The sequence below is a fragment of the Roseovarius sp. THAF9 genome, from assembly GCF_009363715.1.
In the GTDB taxonomy this organism is placed as follows: domain Bacteria; phylum Pseudomonadota; class Alphaproteobacteria; order Rhodobacterales; family Rhodobacteraceae; genus Roseovarius.
In genome coordinates this window covers 2,945,206-2,969,687 of the sequence record NZ_CP045404.1, presented here as the reverse complement: position 1 = coordinate 2,969,687, position 24,482 = coordinate 2,945,206, and the positions used below count along the sequence as shown (strand labels likewise).

At 65.4% G+C, this 24,482-nt stretch carries 28 protein-coding genes; 21 read left to right on the top strand and 7 right to left on the bottom strand.

Annotated features, from left to right (window positions below; all coding sequences use genetic code 11):
- Positions 1-213: 213 nt before the first annotated feature.
- Positions 214-1,200 (top strand): methylmalonyl Co-A mutase-associated GTPase MeaB, encoded by a 987-nt coding sequence (meaB, locus tag FIU86_RS14635; RefSeq protein WP_152475754.1) that lies wholly within the window; start codon positions 214-216, stop codon positions 1,198-1,200.
- A 190-nt stretch (positions 1,201-1,390) separates the two neighbouring features.
- Here the strand turns inward: meaB and FIU86_RS14630 are convergent, their stop codons facing one another.
- A complete protein-coding gene (locus tag FIU86_RS14630) occupies positions 1,391-2,410 on the bottom strand; it encodes a TraB/GumN family protein (RefSeq protein ID WP_216647182.1) in 1,020 nt (339 codons plus the stop codon).
- Positions 2,411-2,630: 220 nt separating this feature from the next.
- Here FIU86_RS14630 and groES point away from each other — a divergent pair, with 220 nt between their 5' ends.
- Positions 2,631-2,942 carry a co-chaperone GroES gene (gene groES, locus FIU86_RS14625; RefSeq protein ID WP_103763300.1) on the top strand — a complete coding sequence of 104 codons (312 nt, stop codon included), beginning with the start codon at positions 2,631-2,633 and terminating at the stop codon, positions 2,940-2,942.
- A gap of 57 nt (positions 2,943-2,999) precedes the next feature.
- On the top strand, positions 3,000-4,649 hold the full coding sequence (gene groL / locus FIU86_RS14620) for a chaperonin GroEL (RefSeq protein WP_152475752.1): 1,650 nt from the start codon (positions 3,000-3,002) through the stop codon (positions 4,647-4,649).
- Between the two features lie 137 nt (positions 4,650-4,786).
- Here groL and FIU86_RS14615 read toward each other — a convergent pair whose 3' ends face one another.
- From FIU86_RS14615 to FIU86_RS14605, 3 genes are all read right to left on the bottom strand, one after another.
- Entirely contained in the window at positions 4,787-6,025 is a 1,239-nt protein-coding gene (locus FIU86_RS14615; RefSeq protein WP_216647181.1) for a hypothetical protein, read from the bottom strand.
- A gap of 123 nt (positions 6,026-6,148) precedes the next feature.
- The gene (locus FIU86_RS14610; protein ID WP_152475750.1) at positions 6,149-6,769 is read right to left on the bottom strand and encodes a hypothetical protein; all 621 of its coding nucleotides are present in this window, start codon (positions 6,767-6,769) and stop codon (positions 6,149-6,151) included.
- Positions 6,770-6,918: 149 nt separating this feature from the next.
- Positions 6,919-7,410, bottom strand: a complete 492-nt coding sequence (locus tag FIU86_RS14605) for a flavin reductase family protein (RefSeq protein ID WP_152475749.1) — start codon at positions 7,408-7,410, stop codon at positions 6,919-6,921.
- Positions 7,411-7,540: 130 nt separating this feature from the next.
- Here FIU86_RS14605 and FIU86_RS14600 point away from each other — a divergent pair, with 130 nt between their 5' ends.
- Positions 7,541-8,431: a glycosyltransferase family 10 gene (locus FIU86_RS14600; RefSeq protein ID WP_152475748.1), complete on the top strand. Its 891-nt coding sequence runs from the start codon at positions 7,541-7,543 to the stop codon at positions 8,429-8,431.
- Here the strand turns inward: FIU86_RS14600 and FIU86_RS14595 are convergent.
- Positions 8,374-9,072, bottom strand: coding sequence for a hypothetical protein (locus FIU86_RS14595; protein ID WP_152475747.1), 699 nt, complete (start codon positions 9,070-9,072; stop codon positions 8,374-8,376). The genes FIU86_RS14600 and FIU86_RS14595 overlap by 58 nt on opposite strands.
- 32 nt (positions 9,073-9,104) lie before the next feature.
- Entirely contained in the window at positions 9,105-10,169 is a 1,065-nt protein-coding gene (locus FIU86_RS14590; RefSeq protein WP_152477176.1) for a YeeE/YedE family protein, read from the bottom strand.
- A gap of 141 nt (positions 10,170-10,310) precedes the next feature.
- Here FIU86_RS14590 and FIU86_RS14585 point away from each other — a divergent pair, with 141 nt between their 5' ends.
- The 3 genes from FIU86_RS14585 (at position 10,311) to FIU86_RS14575 (ending at position 12,904) form a co-directional block, all read left to right on the top strand.
- Complete coding sequence (locus FIU86_RS14585; RefSeq protein WP_152475746.1) at positions 10,311-11,543, top strand: MFS transporter; 1,233 nt, start codon at positions 10,311-10,313, stop codon at positions 11,541-11,543.
- Positions 11,544-11,565: 22 nt separating this feature from the next.
- Complete coding sequence (locus tag FIU86_RS14580; protein WP_152475745.1) at positions 11,566-12,441, top strand: 50S ribosomal protein L11 methyltransferase; 876 nt, start codon at positions 11,566-11,568, stop codon at positions 12,439-12,441.
- Positions 12,442-12,550: 109 nt separating this feature from the next.
- Entirely contained in the window at positions 12,551-12,904 is a 354-nt protein-coding gene (locus tag FIU86_RS14575) for a hypothetical protein (RefSeq protein WP_152475744.1), read from the top strand.
- A 149-nt stretch (positions 12,905-13,053) separates the two neighbouring features.
- Here the strand turns inward: FIU86_RS14575 and FIU86_RS14570 are convergent, their stop codons facing one another.
- A complete protein-coding gene (locus tag FIU86_RS14570; RefSeq protein WP_103763404.1) occupies positions 13,054-13,245 on the bottom strand; it encodes a DUF1127 domain-containing protein in 192 nt (63 codons plus the stop codon).
- Positions 13,246-13,550: 305 nt separating this feature from the next.
- Here FIU86_RS14570 and ruvC point away from each other — a divergent pair, with 305 nt between their 5' ends.
- From ruvC to tilS, 14 genes are all read left to right on the top strand, one after another.
- On the top strand, positions 13,551-14,045 hold the full coding sequence (gene ruvC / locus FIU86_RS14565; RefSeq protein WP_152477175.1) for a crossover junction endodeoxyribonuclease RuvC: 495 nt from the start codon (positions 13,551-13,553) through the stop codon (positions 14,043-14,045).
- Positions 14,042-14,713 (top strand): Holliday junction branch migration protein RuvA, encoded by a 672-nt coding sequence (gene ruvA / locus FIU86_RS14560; protein ID WP_152475743.1) that lies wholly within the window; start codon positions 14,042-14,044, stop codon positions 14,711-14,713. The genes ruvC and ruvA overlap by 4 nt, the downstream gene beginning before the upstream one ends.
- Before the next feature lie 58 nt (positions 14,714-14,771).
- On the top strand, positions 14,772-15,800 hold the full coding sequence (ruvB, locus tag FIU86_RS14555) for a Holliday junction branch migration DNA helicase RuvB (protein WP_152475742.1): 1,029 nt from the start codon (positions 14,772-14,774) through the stop codon (positions 15,798-15,800).
- Positions 15,801-15,895: 95 nt separating this feature from the next.
- On the top strand, positions 15,896-16,531 hold the full coding sequence (locus FIU86_RS14550; RefSeq protein ID WP_254703853.1) for a hypothetical protein: 636 nt from the start codon (positions 15,896-15,898) through the stop codon (positions 16,529-16,531).
- A gap of 3 nt (positions 16,532-16,534) precedes the next feature.
- Entirely contained in the window at positions 16,535-17,071 is a 537-nt protein-coding gene (gene thpR, locus FIU86_RS14545) for an RNA 2',3'-cyclic phosphodiesterase (protein WP_152475741.1), read from the top strand.
- Between the two features lie 117 nt (positions 17,072-17,188).
- Positions 17,189-17,578, top strand: coding sequence for a tol-pal system-associated acyl-CoA thioesterase (ybgC, locus tag FIU86_RS14540; protein WP_152475740.1), 390 nt, complete (start codon positions 17,189-17,191; stop codon positions 17,576-17,578).
- Positions 17,579-17,693: 115 nt separating this feature from the next.
- A complete protein-coding gene (gene tolQ / locus FIU86_RS14535; protein WP_152475739.1) occupies positions 17,694-18,389 on the top strand; it encodes a protein TolQ in 696 nt (231 codons plus the stop codon).
- A gap of 1 nt (position 18,390) precedes the next feature.
- Positions 18,391-18,864 (top strand): protein TolR, encoded by a 474-nt coding sequence (tolR, locus tag FIU86_RS14530; protein ID WP_057791869.1) that lies wholly within the window; start codon positions 18,391-18,393, stop codon positions 18,862-18,864.
- 1 nt (position 18,865) lies between these two features.
- On the top strand, positions 18,866-20,023 hold the full coding sequence (locus FIU86_RS14525) for an energy transducer TonB (protein WP_368373132.1): 1,158 nt from the start codon (positions 18,866-18,868) through the stop codon (positions 20,021-20,023).
- Complete coding sequence (locus FIU86_RS14520) at positions 20,020-20,382, top strand: cell envelope integrity protein TolA (protein ID WP_152475738.1); 363 nt, start codon at positions 20,020-20,022, stop codon at positions 20,380-20,382. Before FIU86_RS14525 ends, FIU86_RS14520 begins: the two co-directional genes overlap by 4 nt.
- Position 20,383: 1 nt before the next feature.
- Positions 20,384-21,712: a Tol-Pal system beta propeller repeat protein TolB gene (gene tolB / locus FIU86_RS14515; RefSeq protein WP_152475737.1), complete on the top strand. Its 1,329-nt coding sequence runs from the start codon at positions 20,384-20,386 to the stop codon at positions 21,710-21,712.
- A gap of 83 nt (positions 21,713-21,795) precedes the next feature.
- A complete protein-coding gene (pal, locus tag FIU86_RS14510; protein WP_152475736.1) occupies positions 21,796-22,311 on the top strand; it encodes a peptidoglycan-associated lipoprotein Pal in 516 nt (171 codons plus the stop codon).
- 19 nt (positions 22,312-22,330) lie between these two features.
- Positions 22,331-23,209, top strand: a complete 879-nt coding sequence (gene ybgF, locus FIU86_RS14505) for a tol-pal system protein YbgF (RefSeq protein WP_152475735.1) — start codon at positions 22,331-22,333, stop codon at positions 23,207-23,209.
- Positions 23,206-24,459 (top strand): tRNA lysidine(34) synthetase TilS, encoded by a 1,254-nt coding sequence (gene tilS, locus FIU86_RS14500; protein WP_254703852.1) that lies wholly within the window; start codon positions 23,206-23,208, stop codon positions 24,457-24,459. Before ybgF ends, tilS begins: the two co-directional genes overlap by 4 nt.
- Positions 24,460-24,482 lie beyond the last annotated feature (23 nt).

The window sequence follows — 24,482 nt, the reverse complement described above, 5'->3', positions numbered from 1 at the left end:
TAGCGTAGCACAGTCAGCCCGGATTTCATCCCGGCATCTGCAGTGGGTCCGTGGGGGAGTGTGGTTCACAAGTGGTTAGGAATTCGTAAACCGGCCCGGCGGTGCCGAGGCCTGCCGCGGTTGCTGGACATTTCCGGCCCGGCTGGGGCACAAGGCGGAAGGCCCTGACAGGGATCGCAATGCGGCGATCCGGACCGGAGGAGACGACTCGCGATGACCGATACTGAAAAGCTTGCCGAACAGTTGGTGGCGCGGGAACGCCGGGCGCTGGCGCGTGCGATCACGCTGGTGGAAAGCGGGCGTGCCGATCATCGCGAGGCAGCGCAGGCCCTGCTGGACCGGGTCGCGGGGCATGGCAAGCAGGCGATCCGCATTGGTCTGTCGGGCACGCCCGGAGTGGGAAAAAGCACGTTTATCGAGGCGTTTGGCATGATGCTGACCGGCATGGGGCTGCGCGTGGCGGTGCTAGCGGTGGACCCGAGTTCGGCGCGGTCGGGCGGGTCGATCCTGGGCGACAAGACGCGGATGGAGCGGCTGAGCCGCGAGCCCGGCGCGTTCATCCGCCCGTCGCCCAGCCAGACGCATCTGGGTGGCGTGGCGCGGCGCACGCGCGAGGCGGTGACGCTGTGCGAGGCGGCAGGCTTTGACGTGGTGCTGATCGAGACGGTGGGCGTGGGGCAGTCCGAGACGGTGGTGTCGGAGATGTGCGATCTGTTCCTGCTGCTGCTGGCCCCGGCGGGCGGCGACGAGTTGCAAGGGGTGAAGCGCGGGATCATGGAGATTGCCGATCTGATCCTTGTAAACAAGGCCGATGGCGAGCTGAAGTCGGCGGCGACGCGGACCTGCAGCGACTATTCCGGGGCGTTGCGGTTGCTGCGCAAACGGCCGCAGGACCCGGAGGGGTTTCCCAAGGCGATGATGGTGTCGGCCTTGCAGGACGAGGGGCTGAAAGCGGCTTGGGACGAGATGACTGCGCTGGTCGACTGGCGCCGTGAGAACGGGCATTTCGATGCACGGCGCGAGGCGCAGGCGCGGTACTGGTTCGGCGAGGAAGTGAAGCGGGGCCTGATGGCGCAACTGGACACACCCGAGGCGCGGGCGCTGATGGAAGAGGGCGCCGAGGACGTGGCGGCGGGGCGCACGGTGCCCAGCGTGGCGGCGCAGCGGGTGTTGGATCAGCTCTCCGAATCAAAGGGTTAATCGGACCGGAGCGGCGAAACCCGCGTCGGTATCGCGTCGGTGTTCGGGTGGTATTGCGGCGGTGCGGCGGGCGCGGGAACGCCCGTGAACGGAGGGTGCATGGTTAAGGGGTGGTTAACGCAGGGCGCTTGGGTTTTCGCCCACCCTACGAGGTCCCGGATCACGTCCGGGGCGGGAAGGGCGGTAGGGCTTAGAGTTGTTCCATGCGTGTGACGGTGTAGCCCTTGTCTTCCAGCAGCTTGAGGATGCCGACCTCGCCGGGCAGGTGTCCGGCGCCCACGGCGATGAGGACGTGGTCGCCCGGGGCGACCTGCGCCTCCAGCCGGTCGATCCAGCCGAGGTTGCGTTTTTCAAGCAGCAGGTCCTCGACCATGGCGAAGCCCTCGGCCCCGGCCTCGCCGCCATATTCCTCGGACACGTAGCGCGAGAACACCAGCGTCATCGCGATCTCTTCGGAAAGGTAGCGTTCGCGGATCGTGTAGGAGAGATCGTTCATGTCGCCGGGCCAGGCGAGCGACATGCGGATCATCTCGATCTGGTCGTCCATCGGGAAGCTGTCGAGCAGGGTCAGAAGGGCGTCGAACTCTTCGAGCGAGCGGCTGGGATTGCCCACCTCGGCGGCGCGGTCGCCGACCAGCATGTCGATGCCCTTGGCCTCGAATGCGCCGGCCTGCGCCTCGCACGGGCCGATGCCCAGCATCATCCCGGCCCAGAGCGGCTTGAACTTGGCGGCCATGAAGCCGGGGATCATGCGGGCCTGCATCTCTTCGCGGTACTGCTGCCAGTCTTCCTCGCCCAGAAGGTCGGGCAGGGTGGGGCCCTCGGTGATGAACATGAGCGACGGGTTTTCGGCCATCGCCCGCTGCATCGCCATCTGGTCGTCGTTGGAGATTTCAAGGTATATCTTGTCGGCAGCGGTGATGATCGGCTCCAGCCGCTGAAGATGCGCGTCGGTCAGGCGGTGTTCGAAGTGATAGGTGCCGAAAATGTCGATCACCGTGTCGCCGCGCTTGGCCTGCCACTGGATCCCCTCGGAATGGGGCATCGCCGCGGCTTCGCGCTCCAGCTTTTTGCGCGTGCCGGGGTCCAGCGCGTCGATCAGGTCGGCGCCGCCGCAGTTGTTGCCTTGGGTTTCTTGCGCGGCGGCGGGCAGGGCGAAGCCCAGCGCGAAACATAAGGGAGCCAGCAGAGCAATGCGGAAAGTTTTCATCATCTGACCCCTTGTTTTACGTGGCTCAAACAAGATGTAGAGGGGCAAGGCGATGCGTGCAACAACGCCCCGTGCCTGGCGGCACAAAATTTTGTCAGACTCATGTTGACAGCTTCGTGATCGCTCCTTAGCTATGCGCCGTTAGCACTCGACTACGGTGAGTGATAACGGCCTCCGCAGGGAGGCTTGAGGGAAACTTGATAGCCAAGGAGCAAAAGCTATGGCATTCAAACCGCTGCATGACCGCGTGCTTGTACGCCGCGTTGAGAGCGAAGAAAAAACCGCTGGTGGGCTGATTATCCCCGACAGTGCCAAGGAAAAACCCAGCGAAGGTGAAGTCGTTGCTGTTGGCGATGGCGCCCGCAAGGATAACGGCGAGCTGATCGAGATGGCCGTTTCCGTCGGCGACCGCATCCTGTTCGGCAAATGGTCGGGCACGGAAATCACGATCGACGGCGAAGAGCTGCTGATCATGAAAGAGAGCGACATCCTGGGTGTGACGACCGACGCGAAGGCCGCGCAAGCCGCCTGAACGCCACGGATCGTATCCTAAGCTGAACATCAACCAAAAACATCAGGAGCGACTTAAATGTCTGCAAAAGACGTGAAATTCGATACCGATGCCCGCAACAAGATGCTGCGCGGCGTCAACGTCCTGGCCGATGCGGTCAAGGTAACCCTTGGCCCCAAAGGCCGTAACGTGGTTCTGGACAAATCCTTCGGCGCGCCGCGCATCACCAAGGACGGTGTGTCGGTTGCCAAGGAAATCGAACTGGAAGATAAGTTCGAGAACATGGGCGCGCAAATGGTGAAAGAAGTCGCCAGCCGCACCAATGACGAAGCCGGCGACGGCACCACCACCGCGACCGTTCTGGCCCAAGCCATCGTGAAAGAAGGCATGAAGGCCGTGGCCGCGGGCATGAACCCGATGGACCTCAAGCGCGGCATCGACCTTGCGACCAGCAAAGTCGTTGAAGCGATCAAATCCGCCGCACGTGAAGTCAACGACTCGGCCGAAGTGGCGCAAGTTGGCACCGTGTCGGCCAACGGCGAAGCCGAGATCGGCCAGATGATCGCGGACGCGATGCAGAAGGTCGGCAACGAGGGTGTCATCACCGTAGAGGAAAACAAGGGCCTCGTCACCGAGACCGACGTCGTCGAGGGCATGCAGTTCGACCGTGGCTACCTGAGCCCGTACTTCGTGACCAACGCCGACAAGATGACCACCGAGCTGGAAGACTGCATGATCCTGCTGCACGAGAAGAAACTCTCGTCGCTGCAGCCGATGGTGCCGCTGCTGGAGCAAGTCATCCAGTCGCAGAAACCGCTGCTGATCATCGCCGAAGACGTCGAAGGCGAAGCGCTGGCGACCCTCGTGGTCAACAAGCTGCGCGGTGGCCTGAAGATCGCCGCCGTCAAGGCGCCGGGCTTTGGTGACCGTCGCAAGGCCATGCTGCAGGACATCGCGATCCTGACCGGCGGCCAGGTGATTTCCGAAGATCTGGGCATGAAGCTGGACAACGTCACGATGGACATGCTTGGCCAAGCCAAGAAGGTGTCGATCACCAAGGACGAAACCACCATCGTCGACGGTGCGGGCGAAAAAGCCGAGATCGAAGCACGGGTCAGCCAGATCCGCACGCAGATCGAGGAAACCACCAGCGACTACGACCGCGAGAAGCTGCAAGAGCGCGTTGCGAAACTCGCAGGTGGCGTTGCCGTCATCCGCGTGGGCGGCATGACCGAGGTCGAAGTGAAAGAGCGCAAGGACCGTGTCGATGACGCGCTGAACGCGACCCGCGCGGCCGTTCAGGAAGGTATCGTCGTGGGCGGCGGTGTCGCGCTTGTCCAAGGTGCGAAGGCGCTGGACGGTGTCGAGGGTGCCAACAGCGACCAGAACAACGGCATCGCCATCGTCCGCAAGGCGCTTGAATCGCCGCTGCGCCAGATCGCGGAGAACGCCGGTGTCGACGGTTCGGTTGTTGCGGGCAAGATCCGTGAATCGGACGACCTGAAGTTCGGCTTCAACGCGCAGACCGAAGAATATGGCGACATGTTCAAGTTCGGCGTGATCGACCCCGCGAAGGTCGTGCGCACTGCGCTGGAAGACGCCTCTTCGATCGCCGGTCTGCTGATCACGACCGAAGCGATGGTTGCCGACAAGCCGCAGAAAGAAGGCGCTGGCGCCGGTGCAGGCGGCGGCATGCCCGACATGGGCGGCATGGGCGGCATGATGTAAGAAACGTCACTTGCGGTTACGCAAGTGACGCCCCCTGTAGGCCTTTGGCGCAGTCAAATGCCGAGAGGGTGCCGCAGAAAAAAAGAGGGCCGTCCCGTTCGGGGCGGCCCTTTTTTGTCGGCCGGTAGGGGCCGGTTTCAGATATTCATCTCGCGCCAGAGCGCCTCGACCCTGTCGCGCAGCGCGGAGCCTTCGGGGGCGCGGAAGCATTCCATGAAGGACCGGTCGAAACGGCCGTGCAGGTCGGGATTCGCGATGTAGTAGCTGTCATCGGCATTCTTGAGACTGGCATAAAGCGCCGCGTCGTCGAGGGCGCGCGCGGCATGTTCCTGGCAAAGGCAGATCTGCGCCGTCGACCGCTCTGACGCCATATGGCCCTTGCTTTGCATCCGCTGGATCATCAGCGGGTAGCATTGCGCGATGAAGGCATCGGCCGTGTCCGGGATGCCGCCAGTTTGCGGCGCGGGCGCAGGCTCGGGCAGGGCGACGTTCATCACCTTGGCCAGACCGGCCTCAAGCTGGCGGACGCCTTCGCCGTCGCAGCCCTGTTGCGAGATGAGTTCCAGAACCGCGCTGCGCACGGTCGAGATCGGCTGGGTCTGGTAGATGCGCAGATTGGACCGGGCCCAGGACGCGAATTCCGGCCGGACGCGCAGTAACTCTCCGTACTGGTCGGTTTCGGTATCCTTGATGATGCCGAAGCCGTCGCGCGTCGTGGTGGTGGTGGTGATCTGGACGGGGATCGCAACGGCGTTCGGACCGTAGCAGGCCTTGACGTGTTTCGATATTGCCTGAAGCGCCAGCATCGCGTCATAGGCGATATCGGCCGGATCGGCAAAACCCGGGTCGGCGCGCAGGATCGCCATCAGCCCGGCATGAGAGGTGGCGGCCCCGCGCAATGCAGGCGGAATACTGACGACGGTTCCGTCCGGCGCCGCGGCGGTCAGGCGGTATTCGCGCTGCCAGCCGCTGTCGGTATCGAAGACGTAAAGCAGGACCGAGGGGGTATCGCGGGAGGCCGCGCTGGCGAAGGCCTGCAGAACGCCCGTCAATCCCGCGCTGCCGCCCATGATATCGGTGCCGCGCAACACATCGCCGACCTTGGCGCCTTGCGATGCGGCGGCTCCGCCGGGTTTGAGGGCGGCGACAAAGGCGCGATTATTGTATTCCTCGAAGTGGATGCCGAAACGGGTCCAGGCGATCTCCTGCCCCTCTTGGGCGCGTGCGTTTCCGGTCTGGCGGCTGAGGTCGGGGGTGATCCCGTAAAGCCCAGCAGCGCGGGCGGCCTGAACAGGGTTGTCCTGCGCGGATGCGGCTTCAGCGGTGAAAAGGCAAAGGGCGAGGGCCAGCGTCAGGAACGTCGAAAAAGGCTTCATCATTCAAATCCCGAATTGGTTAACGGGATCAGAATGCGGCAAAGACCGTCCCAGGGCAATCCGGAGGAGCCCCGGCCTGTTATGGGGCGGTGCCGGTCGTGCGGGTCGGTGCCGGTTGCCGTTTCAGGCGGCGATGCGCCTGGGGCGTTCCGGTCCGTCCGAGATGCGCAGCGAGGGCTTGCGAACGGCGCATGCGCTGGTTCCCTTGAGCACGGCGCAAAGCTCGGCGTGGACTTCCTCGATCTCGTGGATTTCGCCGGAAAGTGCTATGGCGGGTGCCGACTTGCCCGCGACGCGCACCAGCAGGGTGGCCATGCCGCCGGCATGGGCCGGACGGCGCAGGAAAATGCTTTCGATCGCGCCGAGGTCGAGCACGCGGCTGACGCGGGCCTGGTCGTGCATGTTGATCTTGGTCAGGGTCAGCTTGCCGGCCTGCATGTCCAGCGTCATGCGCCGGCGAAAGCCACGGGTGCCGTAGACGAAGACGCCGAGGCCGGCCAGCGCCATGAGCGAGGCCATCATTCCGTGCGCGGCCAGGCGGCCGGTTTCGGGATCGACCGGCAGGAAGAACCACATGGTGACCGAGCCCATGACCATCACGATGCCCGCGATACGCAAGGCCATTTCGGTCATCGCCTCGACCTTGAAGCGTTCGAACCGCTCGCCGGCCACGAGGCCCTGCGCGGTGGCTGTCATGTCAACGGTGTGCAAGCCCGCTTTGGTGTTGGAGTCCAGATAGGCCATGTCCCGGTTCCTCTTCTCTGTCGTCGACCAAGTATTAACCGCGAATCCGGGCCATATTGCGGCGTCTGCAAAGCGAGATGGTGCCAAAAGCGGGGAAATCGCGTTTTGGTTGTGGCGTCGCGCGGGGCGAAGGGAAGAGGCGCGAGAGGTCAGACCGGCGATTTGGGGCGGACGATGTGGTAGGTGCCACTCATGTAGGTCAGCGGTTTTTCCCCGGCGTCCGAGATGCCGGTGACTTCGCCGATGCAGATGGCGTGGCTGCCGTGAACGTGGCGGTCCGTGAGGGCGCAGGAAAACGCCGTGGCGCGGGGCAGAAGCGGGCCATATTCGGTTTCCGAAACCTCGACCCCTTCGAAGCGGTCGGGCGTGTCGGCGTCGAACAGGCCGGCGAAGCGCTGCGCGAGGTGATCGGCGTCCTCGGGCAGGATGTTGACGCAGAAAACGCCGTTCGATGCCACCGCGCGGGCGATGGTGCTGTCGGCCTTGAGGCAGACCAGCACCGAAGGGGGATCGGCCGACAGCGAGGTGAACGCGCTGACCGTCGCCCCCGCGCGGCCGGCGGCGCCGTCGGTGGTGACGACGGTGACCGTGGCGGCCACCTGTCGCATGGCCCCGATGAATGCGTCGCGCGCGTTGGTCATTAGATGCCCTTGTGGCCGAACCCGTTCCCCCCGAGTGGCCCTTATGCTGGCATCCCGAGCGGGGATGTCAATGGCGGAAGGCGGATGCGGACAATTGCACGCCCCTTGGTTTGGCCCTATCAGAGCGGCTATGAACGCTGTTTCCGACGCCATTGCGATCATGCCTTACGATGTCCGGCCGGGCCTGCGGCCGGGGCGCGTGCGCCTTGATGCGCTGGTCTGGCCAAGGGGACGCCCCGCGCGGCTGGCAGGGGCGGACAAGACGCTGCGCGACCTGGGACGGGACGATCACCTGGTGGTCTACACGTCGAGCCTGCTCTATCGGCGGCCGTGGCTGGGCACGCGGGCGAAAGTGTCGGTGATGGTGCTGGAACCCGAGGCCATTCACGGCGACCACATGCAAAAGCTGCGGCGGCAATATGCGCGGTTTCACAAGGTGCTGTGCTCCAATGCCGGCCTGCTGGCGGCGATCCCGAACGGCGTGCTGTTTCCGTTGGGCTGTACCTGGGTCGGGGACTGGACGGCGCTGGACCTGACGAAGACCAGGGCGTGCAGCCTCATCGCCTCGGCCAAGCGGTCGCAGGAGGGACATGCGCTGCGCCACGAGATGGCGGATCACGCCCGTGCCGAGGGGCTGGACGTCGATGTGATGGGCGGGGGCTATCAGCCGTTCGAGCACAAGGCCGACGGGCTGGCGCCGTATCGCTTTTCGCTGGTGATCGAGAACGTGCGGGAGGTGAATTACTTCACCGAGAAGCTGATCGACGCGGTGCTGTGCAAATGCGTGCCGATCTACTGGGGGTGTCCCAATATCGCCGAGTTCATCGACCCCGCCGGGATGATCGTCTGCGAAAGCGAGGCTGAGATGAAGGCCGCGGTGCAGGACCTGTCGGAGGCGCGCTATGCCGCGCTGTTGCCCAAGCTGGAGGCGGCGATCCCGCAGGCGGCGGTTTATGCCGAGTTCTACGAGCGGGCGGCGCGGGCGGTCCTGGGCGCGGGGGGCTCGGGCCAGATGCCGTAAAGCGCGTGAAGCCGTGCCGCGCAGGCGCGGTTGGCGGTGTCGCGGGCCGTGGTGTGTTGCAGGGCGTGGGCGTCGTCATAGGCCGGGCGCATCTGCTGGCGGGCCGATGGCCGGGCGCGCAGCGGTATGCCGTGGCGCGCGAGTTGACCAGAGAGCCAAATGTCATCGACGGGGCGCGCTTCGGGCGGAGGGGTCATATCCGGCGCGGCCAGCCAGGCGGGGCGGATGCAGACACCGGCAAAGCCCTGGGCGATGTCGGTGCCGGTGCCGGTGCGGCCGAGCCTGGCGATGTCCCAGGCCTGGCCGGTGGTGGCCTCTTCGCCCCGGGTCAGAAGCTGCGCGGCCCAGCCGGGTGCATAGAGCCAGTCGTCATCGCAGTAGATCAGGCGCAGGTCGGTTCCGGCGAGGGCGCCGGCGGCGGGCAGGGCCTTGGTGGCCGGGCCGAGGTCGGTGTTGCTGTGCAACAGGGTGACGCCGTCCGGTAGGGGCGGTGGCGCGACCGGCCCGGGATATCGGCTGTACTGCGCGGGCAGGGCGAGAAAGACGCGCGCCGGTGCGGGGCGCTGGGCGAGGAGTGCGGCAAGGACGGGGCCAAGCCGGGAGAACCGTGGCGGGATGGAGGTGAGCGAGATGGCGTACATGAGCAGGCGGCGCGGCAACCGGACGGTGGAGATCAGGCCGTTTTTGCGCCAACGCGGCCCTGATCCACAAGCAAATCGGTGATCATCGCGCCGATCCACATGGAAAAGAGCGCGAGCCAGGCGGTCCCGGCGAAGATCGAGGCCCCCGTGACGCCATTGCCGATGGAGCAGCCCCCTGCCAGCATCGCGCCGAAGCCCATCATCACCGCGCCGGTCATCATGCGGCGCATGTTGGCCGCGTCTTCGAAGCCTTGAAAACGGAACTCTCGGGCGAAGGAGGACGCGAGAAAGGAGCCGAGGAACACGCCCGGGACCATGCCGATATCGAAGTTCAGCACCGGGTCGGAGACCAGAAAGAACATCAGCGTGTTGGCCGATGGGCCGCTGAACGTGGCACTTGTCACAGCGACGGGATCGAAGCTGACCTGCGCCAGCGCGAAGGTCGACACCCACCCCACCGCGACGGCGAAGCCCACGCCGGAGGCGAAGACAAGGCGAGCGGCGCCGATGCGGTTGCGGCGCGCCACGACGAGGGCCAAAACAGCGAAGGCAAGGCCGATCAGCAGGCCACTATAAGACGGCAGGCCAAGCGTGCTGAGCAGGGCCATGTTGTGACCGCCCTGGGTGGTCCAGAGCGCGGCCAGTTGGGTTCGCAGGTCCGAGAGCATTCCCGACAGGCTCATTTGTGCCGCGACGGCGAAGACGAGGCCGGTGGTGATGGCCCGCAGGTTGCCGGTGGCCGCGAGCACCAGAAGGCGTCCGGGACAGCCGCGCGCCAGCACCATGCCCGCGCCGAAGATGAGCCCGCCGATCACCGCGCCGGACCAGCTGCCGGGGATGGCCATCATGCGGGCGTCGGAGGCGCGGAAGAGGCCCAAGAGTTGCGCGCCTTGCACCCAGACGACGGCGGTCGAGAAGGTCAGGAACCACACCGCGATGCGGTCGCCCATGCGGCCCCGGGCGAATTCCACCGACGCCGCACGCAGGCAAAAGCGCGAGCGTTGTGCCGCGACGCCGAAGATCACGCCGGTGAGCAGACCCAGGAGCGCCGCTGCCGGGGCTTCGCCGATCCATTCCACGAGGGCGAGAACGTCCATGACCCTTGCCTTTCCTTCGTATCGGGTCATGCCATCGCGCCGGGCGGTCGGCCTTGATCCAGATCAGGCCGCGTATTTTTGCACAGTCGCTTTGCAGCCGAAGCAATGGTCAAAGCGGAAAGATCGGCGTAAAGCGTGTTCATGGCGAGGACATACCCCCTTGAACTGGCGCGGGAGTTGCCGATCTGGCGGCGGCCGGTGGCGCTCTTGTTCCTGATGGCCGCGGCGATGCCGCTGGCCTTTGCCACGTGGTCGGCGCTGCTCAACAATTTCGTCATCGAGGCGGCAGGGTTCGATGGCTCGGATATCGGCTGGCTGCACACGGTGCGGGAAATCCCCGGCTTCCTGGCCATCGGCGTGATCGCGATCATCATTTTCATGCGCGAGCAGACGCTGGCGTTGGTGTCGCTGATCCTCTTGGGCGTGGCGACCGCGATCACGGCTTGGTTTCCCAGTTTGGGCGGAATCCTGACGATCACCATGCTGAGTTCCATCGGGTTTCACTATTTCGAAACAGTGAACCAGTCCTTGCAGCTGCAATGGCTGAAGAAGGAGCGCGCGCCGCAAATGCTGGGCTGGCTGCTGGCCGCCGGGTCGGGCACGACGCTGGTGGCTTACGTGCTGATCGTGATGACGTGGGAGACTCTCGATCTGAGCTATAACACCGTCTACATGATCGCGGGCGGGGCGACGGTGCTGATCGCATTGTATTGCGTCTTTGCCTTTCCGCAGTTCGAGGCGCCCAATCCGCAGATCAAGAAGATGGTGCTGCGGCGGCGGTACTGGCTCTATTACGCGTTGCAGTTCATGTCGGGGGCGCGGCGGCAGATCTTCATCGTCTTCGCGGGCTTCATGATGGTCGAGAAATTCGGCTTTGAGGTGCACGAGGTCACGGCGCTTTACTTGATCAACCTTGTGGCCAACATGGTGTTCGCGCCATTGATGGGCCGCGCGGTGCATGTGTTCGGGGAGCGCGCAACGCTTCTGTTCGAATATGCCGGGTTGGCGATTGTGTTCCTGCTTTACGGCGGGCTCTACTTTTTCAGCTGGGGCGTGGTTCTGGCGGCGACGCTTTACGTGATCGACCACCTGCTCTTCGCGCTGGCGCTGGCGCTGAAGACCTATTTCCAGAAGATCGCCGATCCGGGTGACATCGCGCCCACCGCCGCGGTGGCGTTCACGATCAACCACATCGCGGCCGTCTTTCTGCCCGCCGCGCTGGGCTATCTGTGGCTGGTGTCGCCGGTGGCGGTGTTCGTGATGGCCGCCGCGATGGCGGGCGTGTCATTTATCCTTGCGATGCTTATTCCCCGTCACCCCGAACCGGGGTATGAGACGGTTCTGACCGCCCGGGCGCCCGCCCCGGCGGAGTGATTTCATCGCCAAGGGAGGCTGCATGCCCACATTCACCGCTTTGACGACGCTGCCCGGCAAAACCGAGGCCGAAGCCCTGGGCGAGGCGCTGGAACGTCTGACCCCCGAGCCCACGGGCGTGGGCGTGTTCGAGCTGGAGGACGGGTCCGGCCTGTGGGAAGTGGGCGGCTATTTCGAGGATGCGCCGGATGCGGCGGGGCTGGCGCTGCTGGCGTCGATGCACGGGGCACGCGATTTCACGGTATCCGAATTGCCCGAGACGGATTGGGTCGCCAAGGTGAAGCGGGAACTGACGCCGGTGGTGGCGGGGCGGTTCTTTGTCTACGGCAGTCACGATGCCGACAAGGTGCCCGAGGATGCGCTGCCGCTGTTGATCGAGGCGTCTATGGCGTTCGGCACCGGGCATCACGGCACGACGCTGGGCTGTCTGAAGGCGCTGGACCGTCTGAACGCCGAGCAAGGGCCTCAGGACAGCGTGCTGGATCTGGGATGTGGCACCGCGGTGCTGGCCATGGCGGCGGCGCGGGTCTGGCCCGAGGCGACGATCCTGGCTAGCGATATCGACGCGGTCGCGGTCGAGGTGGCGGAGGCCAACGTGGCGGCCAATGACCTTGTGGGCCGGGTGACCTGCCTGGAGGCCGAGGGGCTGGACCATCCGGGAATCGCCGGGGCCGCGCCGTTCGATCTGGTGTTCGCGAATATCCTGAAAGCGCCGCTGATCGCGCTGGCGCCGGGAATCACCGCGGCATTGAAGCCCGGGGGCCAAGTGATTCTATCTGGCATTTTAAATGAACAGGCCGACGAGGTTGCGGCGGTTTATACCGAGGCTGGAAACAGTGTCGTATCGCGGGACCAGATTGGTGAGTGGACAACGATAATGACCCGTAAAAGTGTCTGAAAAGGCTTGGAAAAAAAGTTATTTAAAGGCGGGCGCCCCACTTTTGCCACATTTCAAACCTAGTTTCATCATCAAGGGAACGGGGATGAACAGAGTTTAGGACGCTGCCATGACCAACGCGACCAACACCTATCAGGGCTTCGATGCCCGCCTGAAAAAGATCGACCGCAACCGCGCCCGCCTGGCCAACGGTTATTCCGCCAAGGTGACGCGCGACGGCCTGATCGTTTTCCGCCCCAAGCGCCGCGCGCAGGGCTTTTCGGTCCGCGGTCTGGCGTTCCTGATTCTGGGCGTATTCCTGTTCAAAGCGATGATCCTGGCGCATCTGGGCAGCGCGATCTACGACCAGCGGGTCGACGCGCTGAAATCCGGCACCGTGGTCGAACAGGCCGGCGCCTTCGTGATGCAGAAGGACCAGGTGTCCAGCTTCATCGCGCAGTATCTGCGTCCCTTCGTCAAGTAACGAGTTGTAACGTTCGGCCTCTCAGCCCTCCAAAGACGCCTCTCATTTCAAGACAAGTTATTCATACGAAAAGCCCTGCACGTTGGTCCCGTGCAGGGCTTTTTGCTGTCCGGCGCAGGGAGAGGACGCCGGGCGGGCGAGATCCGGGATTAGCGGATCGCGCGTTCGATATCGCCACGCGACAGGCCGATGTCGTCCAGCTCGCGGTCGCTCAGGCGGCTGAGTGCGTTGCGGGTGACGCGGGCGTCGTTCCAGGCGGAAACGGTTGCGAGAATGCGTGCGAAGATGGAGCCGAAATGGGCGCCGTGGTGCACGCTGCGGGTGGTGTCGATTGCAGCCATTGTCATGGTCCTTGATGTCAGTCGGTACATTCGTTGTTCTGAGGCTGGAGTTAGGAGCTTCGGCAGAGTCGGACAACACGCATTTTCCGCATAGTCAGTATGCAGGCATTGCATGGGTCATTTTTACTTAACGTCATGTTAATGCTTTATTTTTCATGTTCATATATTGTGCGGAGGGATGTCGAGGCGGTGTGATCCGCGCGCGGCGCATGACGCCGAAGGGTGGTTTTCCGCGTGGAAGTGCTTGGCGTTTGTTCCCCTTTCGTGCTAGGGCGTTGAAAAACAAGCAAGGGCGGGCAGTGCAGATGCGGGTCATCGGGATCGATCCGGGCCTACGCAACCTCGGGTGGGGCGTGATCGACATGGAAGGCAGCCGCCTGAGCCATGTGGCGAACGGGATTTGCCATGGGGACGGGGGCACGCTGGCGGCGCGGCTGCTGTCGCTGCATGGACAACTTACGGATATCATTGGACAATACGCGCCCGGGGCGGCAGCGGTGGAGCAGACCTTCGTCAACAAGGACGGGGCGGGCACACTGAAGCTGGGACAGGCGCGGGGTATCGCGCTGCTGGTGCCGGCGCAGTTCGGGCTGGACGTGGGCGAGTACGCGCCCAACACGGTGAAGAAGACGGTGGTGGGCGTGGGCCATGCCGGCAAGGACCAGGTGGCGCATATGGTGCGCGTGCAATTGCCGGGGGTCGAGCTGGCGGGGGCGGACGCCGCCGACGCGCTGGCGATTGCCATCTGCCACGCGCATCACGGGCCTGCACGGGTGCTGAAAGAGAAGGTGCGCGCATGATCGGGCGGATCGCGGGACGCATCGACTATCGCGCCGCCGATCACGTTCTGATTGACGTGAAGGGTGTGGGCTATCTCATCTATTGCTCGGACCGGACGCTTGCGGCGCTGCCGGGGGCGGGCGAGCATGTGGCGCTTTATACCGATCTGTTGGTGCGTGAGGACCTGTTGCAGCTTTATGGCTTTACCTCGCTGATCGAGAAGGAATGGCACCGGTTGCTGATGAGCGTGCAGGGGATCGGGGCGAAGGCGTCGCTGGCGATCCTGGGGACGCTGGGACCGGAGGGCGTGGGCCGGGCGATTGCCTTGGGCGACGTGAACGCGGTGAAGGCGGCCAAGGGGATCGGCCCCAAGACGGCGCAGCGCGTGGTGATCGAATTGAAGGACAAGGCGCCGGAGGTGATGGCGATGGGCGCGAGCGCGCAGGCCGCCGCGCCGGAGGTGGTCGCGGACGAGGGCGAGGTGATCGAGGCGCCGGTGGTCAAGCCCGCGCCCGCCAAGGCCCCGGACGGCGCGGCACAGGCCGAGGCGCTGTCGGCGCTGACGAACCTTGGCTACGGCCCCTCCGAGGCGGCGGGCGCGGTGGCGCAGGCCGCGGGCGAGGCGCCCGAGGCTGCGACCGCCGACCTCATCCGCGCCGCGCTGAAGCTGTTGGCGCCGAAGGGATGAGGCAAGCGGTGCTCGAGAGGTCTTGCGACCTGCCGCGTGGACGTGGGACGATTGACGCATGACCGAGCCTGACCCAACCCTGCGCCCCGAGGCCTTGCCCGAGGATGTGGACCGCGCTTTGCGGCCGCAGGCGCTGGCGGATTTCATCGGGCAGGCGGAGGCGCGGGCGAACCTGAAGGTGTTCATCCAGTCGGCCCGGCAGCGGGGCGAGGCGATGGACCACACGCTGTTTCACGGCCCCCCCGGCCTTGGCAAGACGACGCTGGCGCAGATCATGGCGCGCGAGCTGGGCGTGGGGTTTCGGATGACCTCGGGTCCGGTTCTGGCCAAGGCGGGTGACCTGGCCGCGATCCTGACGAACCTGGAGGCCAATGACGTTCTGTTCATCGACGAGATTCACCGGCTCAACCCGGCGGTGGAAGAGGTGCTTTACCCCGCGATGGAGGATTTCGAGCTGGACCTTGTGATCGGCGAGGGGCCGGCGGCGCGGACGGTACGGATCGAGTTGCAGCCCTTCACGCTGGTGGGGGCGACGACGCGGCTGGGGCTGCTGACGACGCCCTTGCGCGACCGGTTCGGGATACCCACGCGGTTGCAGTTCTACACAGAGGACGAGTTGAACGAGATCGTGACGCGCAATGCGCAGAAGCTGGGCGTTCCGGCAGAGGCGCAGGGCGCGCTGGAGATCGCGCGGCGGGCGCGGGGCACGCCACGGGTGGCCGGGCGGCTGCTGAGGCGTGTCGTGGATTTCGCTGTGGTCGAGGGCGACGGGCGGATCACGCAAGGGCTGGCCGATAGCGCGCTGACCCGGCTGGGCGTGGATGGGCTGGGCCTTGACGGGGCCGACCGGCGCTACCTGCGCCTCATTGCCGAGGCCTACCAAGGCGGGCCCGTCGGCATCGAGACGCTGAGCGCCGCGCTCAGCGAGAGCCGCGATGCGCTGGAAGAGGTGATCGAGCCGTTTTTGTTGCAGCAGGGACTGATCCAGCGCACGCCGCGGGGGCGGATGCTGGCGGCGCGGGCCTGGACGCATCTGGGGATGGCCGCGCCCAAGGCGGCGGGGTCGGGTGACCTGTTCGAGAGGTAGCGCCAGAAGAGTTTTGTGCCATCGGCGAGGATATTTGTCGCCAGAGGAAGGGGGCTTTGACTTGCATGGACTGGCCGCTTTGGTAGGGAAAGGCCATGGCTGATCTGATCTCTCCCGAAGACGTCGAGGCGCTGTTCACGCGTGCCGATGGCTCTTACCTCTTTGCGCGTTGGGGGCGGCCCATCGTGCCGGTGGTCTTTGGCACCGACGACAAGACGCTGGAGGTCGTCAAGGGCGCGGTCGAGGCCGTGGTGATGATGGCGGGCCACCAGATGGCCGAGACCGACCCGGAATTGGGCGTGAACCTGATGTTCTTTTTCTTCCGGGAGTGGGGCGAGTTGCTGGAGGTGCCGGATATGGACCGGATGATCCCGGACCTTGGCCCGCTGGTGGCGCGGCTGAAGGCGGCGGATGCCAACCAGTACCGCATTTTCCGCTTTGACGAGGCGGGCGCGATCAAGGCCAGCTTCGTTTTCCTGCGGATGGATGCGCAATTGTCGAAAGTGCCTGCCGACACGCTGGCGCTGGCGCAGGTGGCGCAGACGATCCTGCTGTGGTCCGACACGGCATTCACCGACCGCTCGGTTCTGGCGCAGGCGGGCGAGGGGCAGGTGATCCTGCGGCCCGATATCGGCGCGGTGATCCGGGCGGGGTACGATCCGGTCATGCCCGCCGTGGCGCAGGATTCCAGCCACGCACTGCGTCTGAGTGCGCGGCTGGGGCAGATGTAGCAGTTGCGGACCTTTGTCGGTGTCCCGCTGGACGACGCGGCGATAGAGGCGCTCTTGCCGGTGCAGGAGGCGCTGCGGCAAGGGCGGCTCGTGGACGAGGAGAACCTTCACATGACGCTGACCTTTCTCGACGATCAGCCCGGGGCGGTGCTGGAAGAGTTGGACACGGCGCTGGGCGAGATCCGCGTGCCGGATTGGGAGATGGAATTCACGGGTGTCGAGGTGAAAGGCGGGCGGCGTCCGGCGCTGGTCTGGGCCGATGTGGCCAAGGTGGAGCCGCTGCGGCAATTGCATGACAAGGTGCGCGGCGCGGCCCGGCTGGCGGGGATCGACCTGCCGCGCGAGCGGTTTCGCCCACATGTCACGCTGGCCCGGTTCCCGAGGTCAAGGCCGGTGGACATGGGCCGGCTGACCGCGTTCCTTGGCGCTTGGGCCGAGTTTCGCGCGGGGCCGTTCGCGGTGGATCGGTTCTGCCTTTGTGGCTCGACCCTGACGCCGGATGGCCCGGTCTATGACGTGCTGGCCGACTATCCGCTGTAGCGGCACTATCTTCCTCTGGCCAGAAATATCCCGGGGAGCGGTGAACCGCAGGTTCGCCGTGGGGCAGAGCCCCTCTTTGGGATTGCCGCCGCCGCCCGTGCACCGTAAAAGTCAGGCATGGTCCATACGTTTCCCATCCGCGTATATTACGAAGATACCGACATGGCAGGGATCGTCTATTATGCCAATTACCTCAGGTACATAGAACGTGCGCGCAGCGACTGGGTGCGGGGCCTTGGCGTCGACCAGAATGCGATGCGGCGCGACGATGGCGTGGTGTTCGCCGTGCGGCGGGTCGAGGCGGACTATCATCACCCGGCCAAGTTCGACGACGAGCTTGAGGTGCGGACCAGCGTGACCACGGTCACTGGCGCCCGGCTTGTCATGGATCAGCATGTCCTGCGCGGTGAAGAGCTGATCTTTTCGGCGCAGGTGACCATCGTGTGCATCAACGAGACCGGCCACCCGGCGCGGCTACCGGCAAATATCCGCCTGATGCTGCATTGATCACCTGCAATTGACCGCGCGGATGCGGTTGAGGTTGGCTTTCCCCTTGGAAATCGTCTAGTTTCGCGCTCAGTACGGCCAGTCAACAAGGCCCGGCAGAGCAAAGAGCAGGCAGATGGAAGCAGAAACCCTGGCAATGGCACAGGAGATTGATTTCTCGCTGTGGGGATTGTTCGCACGCGCGACGCTTATCGTGAAACTGGTGATGCTGATGCTGATCGTGGCGTCCTTCTGGGCGTGGTCGATCATCATCCAGAAGACCATCACCTATCGCAAGGCGCGCGCCGAGGCGGAGGCGTTCGACCGGCGCTTCTGGTCGGGTGAGCCGTTGGATGAGCTCTTCGACGAGATCGGACCCGACCCGGCGGGACAATCCGAGCGCGTTTTTGCCGCCGGCATGAGCGAATGGCGGCGGTCGCACCGCACCGACGGGGCGCTGATCGCGGGGGCCACGGCGCGGATCGACCGCAGCATGGACGTGGCCATCGTGAAGGAAAGCGAGAAGTTGCAGAGCGGACTGACAATTCTGGCCTCGATCGGGTCGGTGTCGCCTTTTGTGGGCCTCTTTGGCACGGTCTGGGGGATCATGAACGCCTTTATCGAGATCGCCGAGCAGCAGAACACCAACCTCGCTGTCGTGGCGCCGGGCATCGCGGAGGCGCTTCTGGCGACGGGTCTGGGCCTGCTGGCGGCCATTCCGGCGGTGGTGTTCTACAACAAGCTGAGTGCGGATGCCGATCGGATCGTGGCCAGCTACGAAGCGTTTGCCGACGAATTCGCGACGATCCTAAGTCGGCAATTGGACAGCTGACATGGGTGCGGGCGTCGTTCAGAAATCAGGTGACACGGGCCGCAGGCGCAGAGGCCGGGGCCGCAGCCGGCCGATGGCCGAGATCAACGTCACGCCCTTTGTGGACGTGATGCTGGTGCTGCTGATCATCTTTATGGTGGCCGCGCCGCTGATGACCGTGGGCGTGCCGGTGCAACTGCCCGAGACCGCGGCCAATGCGCTGCCGGGCGAGGAAGAAGAGCCGCTGACCGTGACGCTGACCGCCGAGGGAGTCGTGATGATTCAGACCACCGAGGTGCAGCGCGGCGAGCTGGTGAACCGGCTGCGCGCCATCGCGACGGAGCGTGACAGCACGCGGGTGTTCCTGCGGGCGGACGGGGCGGTGCCCTATTCAGACGTGATGCAGGTGATGGGCGCGCTCAATCGCGGCGGGTTCGCCAATATCGGGCTGGTGACGGATACCGGCGGTCCCACGCTTGACGAGCAGGGCGGCTGAGATGCGGCTGGACACCGGGCAGATCATTTCCGGTGTGGCCCATACGGGCCTGATCGTCTTTGCCATCTTCGGCGGGGCGTTTCAGTCCGAGCCGTTGCCGTTCGAGGTGACCGAGGTGACGGCGGTCTCGGAAGAGGAATACGCCGCGATGGTTGCCGAGCCGTCGCCGGATGCGGTCGCCAATGTCGACACGCCCGAGCCGCCCGAGGAAGGGCAGGCGCCGGAACTGTCATCCGAGCCCGATACGGCCCCCGAGCAGGACCAGCCCGAAGTGACCGAGAGTACCGAGCCGGACCCGGTGCCCGAGGCCGTCGAGCCCGAGCCGGTGCCCGTTCCGGAGGCCGAGATCGCCGACGCGCCGCAGGAGCCGACGCCGCCGCAGGAAGATACCGCCGTTCTGGCGCCCGAACAGTCGGATCGCCCGCAGCCCCGGCCCGCGCCGCGTGTCGCTCCCGAGGCGGTGGAACAGCCCGAGCCGGATGTCGAGATCGCTGACGTGGACCAAGAGGCCCCCGAGCCCTCGGAGCAGGCCGAGGAGCCGACGCCTGAGCAGGAGGAAACCGCCCGGCAGGAGGCCACGACCGAGATCGTGACCGAGGCCGAGGAAGTCGCTTCTGCGGCGCCGACACGCTCGGTCCGGCCGCGCACGCGGCCCGAACAGCCGACACCGGCGGCACAGCCCGACCCGGACCCGGAGCCGCGCGAGGAGCCTGCGCAGCAGGCCGACCCCGAACCAGAGACGCAGCAGGCCACCAGCCCCGACAGCTCGGCCGTGAACGACGCGCTGGCCGAGGCGCTGGGCGCCGACACGCAATCGCAGGGCACGCCGCAGGGCCCGCCGCTGACCGCCGGGGAAAAGGACGGGCTGCGCGTGGCGGTGCAGGAATGCTGGAACGTCGGCTCGCTGAGTTCCGACGCGCTGGCGACCACGGTGACGGTGGCGGTGTCGATGTCCGAGGATGGCCGCCCGGTCACGAACTCGATCCGCATGATCAGCAGCGAGGGGGGCAGCAATTCCTCGGCACAGCAAGCGTTCGAGGCCGCGCGGCGGGCGATCATCCGTTGCGGGGCGCGGGGATATGACCTGCCGGTCGAGAAATACGCGACATGGCGCGAGATCGAAATGACCTTCAACCCGGAGAACATGCGGATCCGATGAAACGGCACGGTATCATTGGTGGGGCGGTGCTGGCGGGTCTTTTGGCCCCGGCGGCGGTGTCCGGGGCGCAGGCATCCGACTGGATCGACGGGTTTCGCGAGGACGTACAGCGCTGCTGGAACCCGGCCGAGGGCGGCGCGGTTGTCACCGTAGCGTTCAAGATGGACCGGGATGGCACCGTGATTGACGAAAGCCTGCGCTCAATTCCCCGTGAAATGTCCGACACGGACTCTTTCATGGTGGCGCCACGTGCCATCCTGAGATGCGGGCGCGACGGGTATGACCTGCCAGCCGATCAGTACGAGGCGTGGCGCGAGATAGAAATGACATTCGACCCAGGTGTCGAAGGGGAGCAGTGACATGAGAGTATTTCTGGCCCTTGTGGCGATCCTTGCAGGCCTTGCGGCGCCGGTGATGGCGCAGGAAGAGCGCAGCGGGCCGCTGAGGATCGAAATCACCGAGGGCGTGATCGAGCCCTTGCCCTTTGCCGTGCCGAATTTCGTGGCCGAGAGCGCCCAGGCGCAGGAGATGGCGGCCAATATCACGCGGGTTATCGCCGCCGACCTGACCGGCACGGGTCTTTTCCGCGAAATTCCGCAGGACGCGCATATCGCGCGCGTCACCGCGTTTTCCAGCCCGGTGCAGTTCGCCGACTGGAAGGCGATCAACGCGCAGGCGCTGATCGTGGGTGGCGTCAATGTGGATGACAGCGGCAAGGTCGTCGTGAAGTTCCGGCTTTATGACGTGTTCGCGGGGCAGCAGATGGGCGATGGCCTGCAATTCGTGGGCACCGTGGATGGCTGGCGGCGCATTGCGCACAAGGTCTCGGACCAGGTGTATTCACGGCTGACGGGCGAAGACCCGTATTTCGACAGCCGCGTCGTGTTTGTCTCCGAAACCGGGCCAAAGGATGCGCGGCAAAAGCGGCTGGCGATCATGGATTACGACGGCGCCAATGTGACCTACCTGACCGACAGCGCGTCGATCGTGCTGGCGCCGCGGTTCTCGCCCAATGGGGACCGGGTGCTATATACCAGTTATGAAAGCGGCTTTCCCAAGATCTACGTGCTGGACGTGGCCACGGCGGGCCGCAACGTGCTGAATGCCGCCGATGGCGAGATGAGTTTCGCGCCGCGCTTTGCGCCCAACGGGCAGACCATCGTCTATAGCCTGACCACGGGCGGCAACACCGACCTTTACCAGTTGAATATCGCGTCCGGGCAAACCTCGCGCCTGACCACGACGCCGTCGATCGAGACCGCGCCGAGTTTTAGCCCGGATGGCAGCAAGATCGTGTTCGAATCCGACCGCTCGGGCACGCCGCAGCTTTACGTGATGCCCGCCAGTGGCGGCGAGGCAACGCGGATCAGCTTCGGCCAGGGCCGTTATGGCACGCCGGTCTGGTCGCCGCGCGGCGATCTGATTGCCTTTACCAAGCAATCCAAAGGCCGGTTCCATATCGGCGTGATGCGCACCGATGGCAGCGAGGAGCGCCTGTTGACCGCGTCCTTCCTGGACGAGAGCCCGACTTGGGCCCCCAATGGCCGGGTCATCATGTTCACCCGCGAAACCCAAGGCGCGCAGGGCACGTCGAGCCTGTGGTCGGTGGACATCACCGGGCGCAACCTCAAGCAGGTCCGCACCGAGACCGGCGCGTCGGATCCGTCCTGGGGGCCGCTGCAGAACTGAGGCCGCAAAAGGGACATGCATCCGTTACGGGCCTATGATATTAACCAATTCAAGAGCAACAAAGCATCGAGTGGGGCACTGAAATGAAACATCTGAGCAAGGCACTGATCGTGGTGGCGGGGCTGGCGGTGAGCGCCTGCAGCAATCCCGACCGGTTCGGCGATCAATACAACAACGGCGCGGGCACCAGCGGCACGGCAAGCGGCGTCGCGGGCACCGCGCAGGATCCGCAATCGCCGCTCTATTTCCAGCAGACGATTGGCGACCGCGTTCTGTTCGCCGTGGACCAGTCCACCCTGTCGCCCACGGCGACGGCGACGCTGGACGGGCAGGCGCAATGGCTGGCCACGAACACGGCATACAACGCCATCATCGAAGGCCACGCCGACGAGCAGGGCACGCGGCAATACAACATCGCGCTGGGCGCACGCCGCGCCAACGCGGTACAGGAATACCTGATCTCGAAGGGGGTCAGCCCGGCGCGTCTGAAGGTCATCAGCTATGGCAAGGAACGCCCGCTGGAGATCTGCAGTAACGAAGCGTGCTATGCCAAGAACCGCCGCGCCGTGACGGTGATCTCGGCGGTGCCGACAAGCTAGGACGAATGGTGGGGTGAACATGCGTCGTGTAATACTGGGCCTCGTGGTGGCCGCGTTCGGGATGGGGCCGGTTGCGGCCTCGGCCCAGGCCAATACCGAAACTCTGGCGGATATCCGGCAGGAGCTATCGGTGCTCTATGTCGAATTGCAGAAGCTGAAGCGAGAGCTGAACACCACCGGCGCCAGCGGCAACGCGACCGTAGGCGGAAGCGTGCTGGACCGGGTGAACACCATTGAGTCCGAGTTGCAGCGCCTGACCTCGAAGACCGAGGAACTGGAGTTTCGTATCGACAGCGTGGTGACCGACGGAACCAACCGCGTGGGCGACCTGGAATTCCGGATCTGCGAGTTGGAGCCTTCCTGTGATATCGGCAGCATCGAGCCCGGCGACACGCTGGGCGGGGTCGAGCCGTCGACGTCCGGGCAAGGCACGACGAGCACCGCGCCGGCCACCGACACGACTGGCACAGCGACCACGGGCGGCACCACGGGCAACGACAGCGGCGTTCAGATGGCCGCGGCCGAGCAGGCCGATTTCGACACGGCCATGGCGGCGTTCGAGGCGGGCGAGTACGCCGCCGCGGCCGAGCAGTTCGAGCGTTTCACCACCAACTATCCCGGCAGCCCGATGGAGGCGCAGGCCGGGCTGAAGCGTGGCGAGGCGCTGGAGCAGGCCAATGACATGACGGGTGCGGCGCGCGCCTATCTGGACACGTTCAGCACCGCGCCGGACGGCCCGCAAGCGCCGCAGGCGCTGTTCCTGCTTGGCCGGTCGCTGGGCGCGCTGGGCCAGACCAACGAGGCTTGCCTGACCCTGGGAGAGGTGGCGCAGCGCTTTCCGCAATCGCCCGCGGTGGGGCAAGCGGCCTCGGCGATGCAGAACCTTGGGTGTTCGTGAACAGCCCCACGGCGCATATTCTTGATCAATTCGTGGCGACATTCGGGACTGCCCGGCCCAAGCGGCTGGGCATTGCCGTGTCCGGAGGCAGCGATTCGCTGGGCTTGCTGCTGCTGGCCCGGCAGTGGGCGGCGCAGGACGGGCCGGACCCTTACGCGGTGACGGTGGATCACGGTCTGCGCGCGGCGTCGCGCGATGAGGCGGCGGGCGTGGCGGAGCTCTGTGCCCGGCTGGACGTTCCGCACAAGACGCTGGAATGGCGCGGCTGGGACGGTGCGGGAAACCTGCCCGACCAGGCGCGGCGCGCGCGGTACGGCCTGATCGCGGACTGGGCCGAGACGGAGCAGATCACCGACGTGGCGCTGGGCCATACGCTGAACGACGTGGCCGAGACCTTTGTCATGCGGCTGATGCGCGAGGCGGGGGTCGATGGGCTGGCGGCAATGGCGCCAAGCTGGCGGCAGGGCGCGGTGGAGTTCCGCCGCCCGCTGTTGCAGGTGTCGCGCGCCGAGCTGCGTGTGCTGGTGGAATACGAGGGTCTGGCTTGGGTCGACGATCCGACCAACGAGGACGACGCCTTTGAACGGGCGCGGGTGCGCAAGGCGCTGACCGCGCTGGAAGACCTTGGCGTGACCGCGCGGGGGCTGGGCAATGTCGCCCGCCACCTGGGCGAGGTGCGCAGCACGCTGTATTGGTATGTTTTTCTGGCGGCGCGCAACCTCGTCAGTTTCGACCGGGGCGACGTGATGGTCGAGTGCAAGGGCTTCCGGACCCTGCCACGCGACATCTGCCGCCGCATGGTGCAGGAGATCCTGCGCTGGATCAGCGGCGCGGATTACGGTCCGCGCGGCAAGGCGGTGGACCTGATGCTGGAGGCGATTAGCGGTGGCAACGGCATGACCTTGCACGGGGTGATGATGAGCGTGGGGGCGGATCAACTGCGGTTCTCGCGCGAGCCGAAGGCGGTGGCGCAGGTGCGGACCGCGCCGGGTGAGGCGTGGGACGGCCGCTGGCAACTGGACGGGCCGTGGCCCGATGGGGCCGAGGTGGCCGCGCTCGGCGAGGCGGGTCTGGCGCAGTGCGCAGAGCGGGTGCAGCCGGGGTTGCCACGGGCGTCGCTCTTGGCCAGTCCGGCGGTCTGGCGGGGCGGGCATTTGGTCGCGGCGCCGCTTGCGGGGTTTTCAGAGGGCTGGACTGCAACACTTTTGCGGGATGAAGACATGTTCTTTGCCAGCATCCTTGCGCATTGAACATCACTTAACGATCTCTATTT